Below are 6018 nucleotides of genomic sequence, written 5' to 3' on the forward strand. Positions count from 1 at the left end.
CCACCCCAGCACCATCCCGCACCGGGCCACCCGCCCGGGACGGCCGGACCGAATCGAGGATGATCACATGTCCGCACGCACCGCGCTGGAGCGTCCTACCCGTGGCCGTCGCGTCGTCGCGCTGGCCGCGACGGCCGCGACCGCCGTCCTGCTCGCCGCCGGCTGCACCAGCAACGAGCCGCCCGAGGACGAGGGCTCGGCCGCCCCGCAGGTCGCCGCCGAGGGCAACGACGAGCCGGGCGAGAAGGTCGTCATCGGCTTCTCCGCCCCCGCCGCCGACCACGGCTGGATGGGCGCCATCACCAAGTCGGCGGTCGACACCGCCGAGCAGTACTCCGACGTCGAGCTCCGCCAGGCCGAGGCGACGAACGACGTCAACGTGCAGATCAGCCAGATCGAGCAGTTCATCAACGACAAGGTCGACGCCATCGTGCTGCTGCCGTTCGACGGCGCCGCGCTCACCGAGGTCGCGACCAAGGCGATGGAGGCCGGCATCCCGGTCATCAACGTCGACCGCGAGTTCTCCAGCCCGTTCGCCGCGCGCGCCACGGTGCTCGGCGACAACTACGGCATGGGCGTGAGCGCCGGCACCTACATCTGCGAGCAGCTCGGCGACAACCCGGACGCGATCGTCGCCGAGATCCAGGGCATCGAGTCGCTCCCGCTCACGCAGGACCGCAGCAAGGGGTTCGAGGACGCGCTGTCCGACTGCGGGCTCGACGTCGACCGCCGGGTCGCGGCGGACTTCACGGTCCAGGGCGGGGAGACGGCGACGTCGAACCTGCTGCAGGCGGAGCCCCAGATCGACGCCATCTGGAACCACGACGACGACCAGGGCGTCGGCGTCCTCGCCGCGATCGAGAACGCCGGCCGGGACGAGTTCTTCATGGTCGGCGGAGCCGGCTCCCTCGACGTCATGGAGCACATCCAGGCGGACGACTCGGTGCTGAAGGCCACCGTCGTCTACCCGTCGACGCAGGCGGCCGACGGCATCAAGCTGGCCCGCCTGGTGGTGCACAACAAGAACATGGGAGACCTGGTCTCGGCCGGGGTCCCGCGCACCACCCAGCTGTACGCGCCGGTGGTCACGGCGGACAACGTCGACCAGTACATGTCCATCGGGTTCCGGTCCTGACGTCACGCCCGACCCGCAGAGCACGCACGGAAGCACGACAGCCGCACGAGGAAACGGAGGTCGCTCGATGAGCGAGCACGCCACGGCAGGGGGCACGCCGACGCTGGGCGTCGGGATGGTCGGATACGCGTTCATGGGGGCCGCGCACTCGCAGGCGTGGCGGACGGCGCCGCGGTTCTTCGACCTCCCGCTCGCCCCGCGGATGCGGGTCGTGGCGGGCCGCAGCGCCGCGGGGGTGCGCGCGGCGGCGGACCGGCTCGGCTGGGACGACGCCGTCACCGACTGGCGCGAGCTCGTCACCCGGGACGACGTCGACCTCGTCGACGTCTGCACGCCGGGCGACACGCACGCCGAGATCGCCGTCGCGGCGCTCGAGGCGGGCAAGCACGTGCTGTGCGAGAAGCCGCTCGCGAACTCGGTGGCCGAGGCGGAGGAGATGGTCCGCGCGGCCGACGCCGCGGCCGCGCGCGGGGTGTTCGCGGCGGTGGGGTTCACCTACCGCCGCGTCCCGGCGATCCAGCTCGCGCGACGCCTGGTCGAGCAGGGCCGGATCGGCGAGGTGCGACAGGTGCGCGCGCAGTACCTGCAGGACTGGCTGTCCGACCCGGCCACGCCACTGTCGTGGCGGCTCGACAAGGCCAAGGCCGGGTCGGGGGCGCTGGGTGACATCGGCGCGCACGTGGTCGACCTGGCCCAGTTCGTCACGGGGGAGCGGCTGGTCGGCGTGGCGGGCATGCTCGAGACGTTCGTGCGCGAGCGGCCGGTCCCGGCGTCCTTCTCCGGCCTGTCGGGGGAGGCGGGGGAGGGCACCGGCCCGGTCACCGTCGACGACGCCGCGATCTTCTTCGGCCGGCTGTCGGGCGGCGGGACGGCGACCTTCGAGGCCACGCGGTACGCGTGGGGGCGCAAGAACGCCATCCGGCTCGAGGTCAGCGGCACCCGCGGCTCGCTCGCCTTCGACTTCGAGGACATGAACCTCCTGCACTACTTCGACGCCGAGGACGACGCGGAGGTCGCGGGCTTCCGCCGCATCGTCGTCACCGAGCCGGAGCACCCGTACGGCGGGCACTGGTGGCCCGCCGGCCACGGTCTCGGCTACGAGCACGCGTTCACCCACCAGGTCGTCGACCTCGTCGAGGACCTGGCGGCGGGGAAGCAGCCGACCCCGTCGTTCGCCGACGGGCTCGCCGTGCAGCGCGTGCTCGACGCCGTCGAGCGCAGCTCGGACGCCGGCCACGCCTGGGTCGACCTGCCCGGCTGACCACGCCCCGCTCCCACGTCACCAGCTCGCCGCCACCACCCGCACCGCCGTCTCGACGAGGAGAACCGCACCATGGCACGACCGATCACCCTGTTCACGGGCCAGTGGGCCGACCTGCCCCTGGAGGAGGTGGCCCGCCTCGCCTCGGGCTGGGGCTACGACGGCCTCGAGCTCGCCTGCTGGGGCGACCACCTGGACCCGTGGCGGTGGGACGACGACGCGTACGTGCAGTCCCGTCTCGACCTGCTGGAGCGGCACGGGCTGAAGGTGTACGCCATCTCCAACCACCTCAAGGGCCAGGCCGTGTGCGACGACCCGATCGACGAGCGGCACCGCGACATCCTGCCGGACGTCGTGTGGGGCGACGGCGACCCGGAGGGCGTGCGGCAGCGCGCCGCGGAGGAGATGAAGCACACCGCCCGGCTGGCGGCGCGGCTCGGCGTCGACACCGTGGTGGGCTTCACCGGGTCGTCGATCTGGAAGTACGTGGCGATGTTCCCGCCGGCCACGGAGGCGATGGTCGAGGCGGGCTACCAGGACTTCGCCGACCGGTGGAACCCGATCCTCGACGTCTTCGACGAGGTGGGCGTGCGCTTCGCGCACGAGGTGCACCCCAGCGAGATCGCGTACGACTACTGGACCACCGTCCGCACGCTGGAGGCGATCGGGCACCGCGAGGCGTTCGGCCTCAACTGGGACCCGTCGCACATGGTGTGGCAGGACCTCGACCCGGTGAGCTTCCTGTGGGACTTCAAGGACCGGATCTACCACGTGGACTGCAAGGACACGAAGAAGCGGATGGGCAACGGCCGCAACGGGCGCCTGTCGTCCCACCTGCCGTGGGCCGACCCGCGGCGGGGGTGGGACTTCATCTCCACGGGGCACGGCGACGTGCCGTGGGAGGACGCGTTCCGGATGCTCAACACGATCGGCTACGCGGGGCCCATCTCGATCGAGTGGGAGGACGCCGGCATGGACCGCCTGGTCGGCGCGCCGGAGGCCCTGGAGCTGGTGCGCCGGCTCGCGTTCGACGCGCCCGAGGCCGCGTTCGACGCCGCGTTCTCCCAGCGCTGAGCCGCTCCTGAAGCTCGCGACAGCGTGGCGCCGGGTGGTCCGGCGTCCTGATCAAAGGGGATCAGCATGACCAGTCGTACCGAGCTCGACCGTCGGTCGTTCCTGCGCCTGGCGGGCTCCACCGTCGCGGTGGGTGCCGCGGCCGTCACGTCCGTGGGCCTGGGGGCGGCGACGGCCTCGTCGGCGCTCGCGGCCGGCGGCGGGCGCCGGCTCGTCCCGCCGGGCAAGCTGGGCATCCAGCTCTTCTCGATCCGGGACAAGGTCAACGCGCTCGGGTTCCGGGCGGTCTTCGAGCGGCTCTCCACCCTCGGGTACCGCGAGGTGGAGTTCGCCGGGTACACGCAGGGCGCGGTCGGCGCGATCACGCCGTCGGAGATCCGCACGCTCCTGGACGACAACGGCCTCGTGGCGGTCGGCGCGCACCGGGGCATCGCCGACTTCGTCCGCAACATGGAGGCCGAGCTCGACATCGCCCAGACCCTCGGGATGGCGCACGTCGGCACGGCCAACGCCCCGACCAACGACCGCACCGTCGGCGGCTACCTGGCGGCGGCGGAGCAGTTCAACGGGTTCGGCGCGGCGGCCGCGGCGCGCGGGCTGAAGTTCTACCAGCACAACCACCAGCACGAGTTCGGCTTCGCGGCCGACGACCCGGCGACGCGGCTGTACGACGTCTTCCTGGAGAACACCGACCCGGCGACGGTCTACCTGGAGATGGACGTGTTCTGGGCGTTCGTGGGCAGGCACCTCTACCCGGGGTTCGAGCCGGTGGAGTACGTCCTGGCGCACCGGAACCGCTACCCGATGTTCCACCTCAAGGACGGGCGGGTGAACCCGCAGTCGTCCAACGGCTACGACATCGTCGAGTTCGGGGTGGGCGACCTCGACTACCAGGCGTTCCTCGGCACGCTGAACGGCTCGGGGCGCCAGCACGGCATCTGGGAGCAGGACAACGCGTCGACGGTCGCCGAGCCCCCGTTCCCCGTCGACTCCTTCGGCAACGCGGAGCGCAGCGCGGACGCGATCCTCGCGCTGCGGGGCTGAGGACCTCCGAGACCCGCTGGACGACGACGGCGGGCGGGCGACACACGTCGCCCGCCCGTCGTCGTCGGCTCGCGCGGTCAGGCCGCGCGGCGGACCATCACGACGTCGTCGTGCCGCACGCCACCCACGTCGTACGTGCGCGTGCCGGCGACCACGAAGCCGTGCTTGCGGTAGAAGGCCTGTGCGCGGGTGTTCTGCGCGTTGGTGCCGAGCCACAGGGGAGCGTCCACCCCGGCGGCGGCGCCGAGCGCGCCCGCGGCCGCGGCAGCGGCCTCGAGGAGCTGAGCGGCGACGCCGCCGCCGAGCGCGTCCGGGTGCACGTAGATCTTGGACAGCTCGGAGTACGGGCCCGCACCCACGACGGCGCGCAGCACCTCTCGTTCCTCGTCACCGTCCGGCTCGCCGAACGACACGAGCGCGTAGCCCAGGGGCGTCGTCGAACCGTCGTCGGGTGCTCCGGGCCTGTCGTCGACGGCGACCAGGAGCGCGTGCCTGTCGGACGCGACCCAGGCGCGGACGGCGCCCGGGGACAGATGGGCGGCCACGTGTGCGGCCATCGTGGCCACCGGGGTCCCCGGCGGGCACGCCAGCGGGAACGTGAGTGCGGCGAGCCATGCGACGTGCGCGCTCTCGTCGGCCCGGGCGGGCCGGACGACGACGGACGCCGGGGGCTGTGGTGCGGTCTGCGGGGTGGTCACGGCACGATTCTGGACCCCGTCCCGAGCCCTCGTCGGGGCCCGGGGAGCGGTGTGCCCCGCGTCACCGCGGGCGGAGTTGGCCGGGCGCTGCGGAGCGTGTAATGTTCTACGACGTCAGCCCGACAGGGAGACGGACACCAAAGAGCATGATCCGGGAGACCGGAGCTCAGGTGGCCGCGCGGGGCTGGAACTCACATCGAGGATCAGGTCGCATTCGTGCGCCCGGAGCACCGGTGTGGGGCTTTCCGACTTGCGTCGGGCAGTTCGATCGGCTGGAAACAGGCGGTCGGAACGGCCGAGAAAGTCTGGTAAGTTTGAGGGGTTGCCCCAGCGGGGTCGGAACGGTTGGTTCTGGTTCTGCGGTGTGCGTCGGTTGTTTGAGAACTCAACAGTGTGTTTGATAGTCAATGCCAAATTTTTGAACCCTTTGTGGTTCCTTTGGATCGGACTGAGCAGTTCAGCTTGGTCTGGCCAGTATCGTTGAATGCTGCGGGCTCTTTTGGGGGTTCGTGGTGTTTCTCTTCTTTTACGGAGAGTTTGATCCTGGCTCAGGACGAACGCTGGCGGCGTGCTTAACACATGCAAGTCGAACGGTGAAGTCCCAGCTTGCTGGGATGGATCAGTGGCGAACGGGTGAGTAACACGTGAGCAACCTGCCCTCCACTTCGGGATAAGCCTTGGAAACGGGGTCTAATACCGGATATGAGCCTGCATCGCATGGTGTGGGTTGGAAAGTTTTTCGGTGGGGGATGGGCTCGCGGCCTATCAGCTTGTTGGTGGGGTGATGGCCTACCAAGGCGTCGACG

The 6018-nt window shown here is 70.9% G+C and carries 5 protein-coding genes and 1 rRNA gene; 5 read left to right on the plus strand and 1 reads right to left on the minus strand.

Features of this window, described 5'->3' with window-relative positions; translation table 11 throughout:
• The first annotated feature begins 67 nt into the window (after positions 1–67).
• From ACFQ8E_RS18855 to ACFQ8E_RS18870, 4 genes are all read left to right on the plus strand, one after another.
• A complete protein-coding gene (locus tag ACFQ8E_RS18855) occupies positions 68–1135 on the plus strand; it encodes a substrate-binding domain-containing protein (RefSeq protein WP_430552101.1) in 1068 nt (355 codons plus the stop codon).
• Between the two features lie 67 nt (positions 1136–1202).
• Positions 1203–2396, plus strand: coding sequence for a Gfo/Idh/MocA family protein (locus ACFQ8E_RS18860; RefSeq protein ID WP_430552102.1), 1194 nt, complete (start codon positions 1203–1205; stop codon positions 2394–2396).
• 72 nt (positions 2397–2468) lie between these two features.
• Positions 2469–3470: a sugar phosphate isomerase/epimerase family protein gene (locus ACFQ8E_RS18865; protein WP_429766845.1), complete on the plus strand. Its 1002-nt coding sequence runs from the start codon at positions 2469–2471 to the stop codon at positions 3468–3470.
• 66 nt (positions 3471–3536) lie between these two features.
• Positions 3537–4514, plus strand: coding sequence for a sugar phosphate isomerase/epimerase family protein (locus ACFQ8E_RS18870; protein WP_430552103.1), 978 nt, complete (start codon positions 3537–3539; stop codon positions 4512–4514).
• 77 nt (positions 4515–4591) lie between these two features.
• Here ACFQ8E_RS18870 and ACFQ8E_RS18875 read toward each other — a convergent pair whose 3' ends face one another.
• Positions 4592–5212 carry a GNAT family N-acetyltransferase gene (locus tag ACFQ8E_RS18875; RefSeq protein ID WP_430552104.1) on the minus strand — a complete coding sequence of 207 codons (621 nt, stop codon included), beginning with the start codon at positions 5210–5212 and terminating at the stop codon, positions 4592–4594.
• A 525-nt stretch (positions 5213–5737) separates the two neighbouring features.
• Between ACFQ8E_RS18875 and ACFQ8E_RS18880 the strand changes: the two genes are divergently transcribed.
• Positions 5738–6018, plus strand: a 16S ribosomal RNA gene (locus ACFQ8E_RS18880); the annotation flags it as partial.

The sequence above is a fragment of the Isoptericola sp. NPDC056573 genome (assembly GCF_042793335.1).
GTDB lineage: Bacteria > Actinomycetota > Actinomycetes > Actinomycetales > Cellulomonadaceae > Isoptericola.

What these genes read in the sequence shown, in the direction of transcription:
- ACFQ8E_RS18855 (WP_430552101.1), top strand. Translation starts at nt 68, where the DNA reads ATGTCCGCACGCACCGCGCTGGAGCGTCCTACCCGTGGCCGTCGCGTC.
- ACFQ8E_RS18860 (WP_430552102.1), top strand. Translation starts at nt 1,203, where the DNA reads ATGAGCGAGCACGCCACGGCAGGGGGCACGCCGACGCTGGGCGTCGGG.
- ACFQ8E_RS18865 (WP_429766845.1), top strand. Translation starts at nt 2,469, where the DNA reads ATGGCACGACCGATCACCCTGTTCACGGGCCAGTGGGCCGACCTGCCC.
- ACFQ8E_RS18870 (WP_430552103.1), top strand. Translation starts at nt 3,537, where the DNA reads ATGACCAGTCGTACCGAGCTCGACCGTCGGTCGTTCCTGCGCCTGGCG.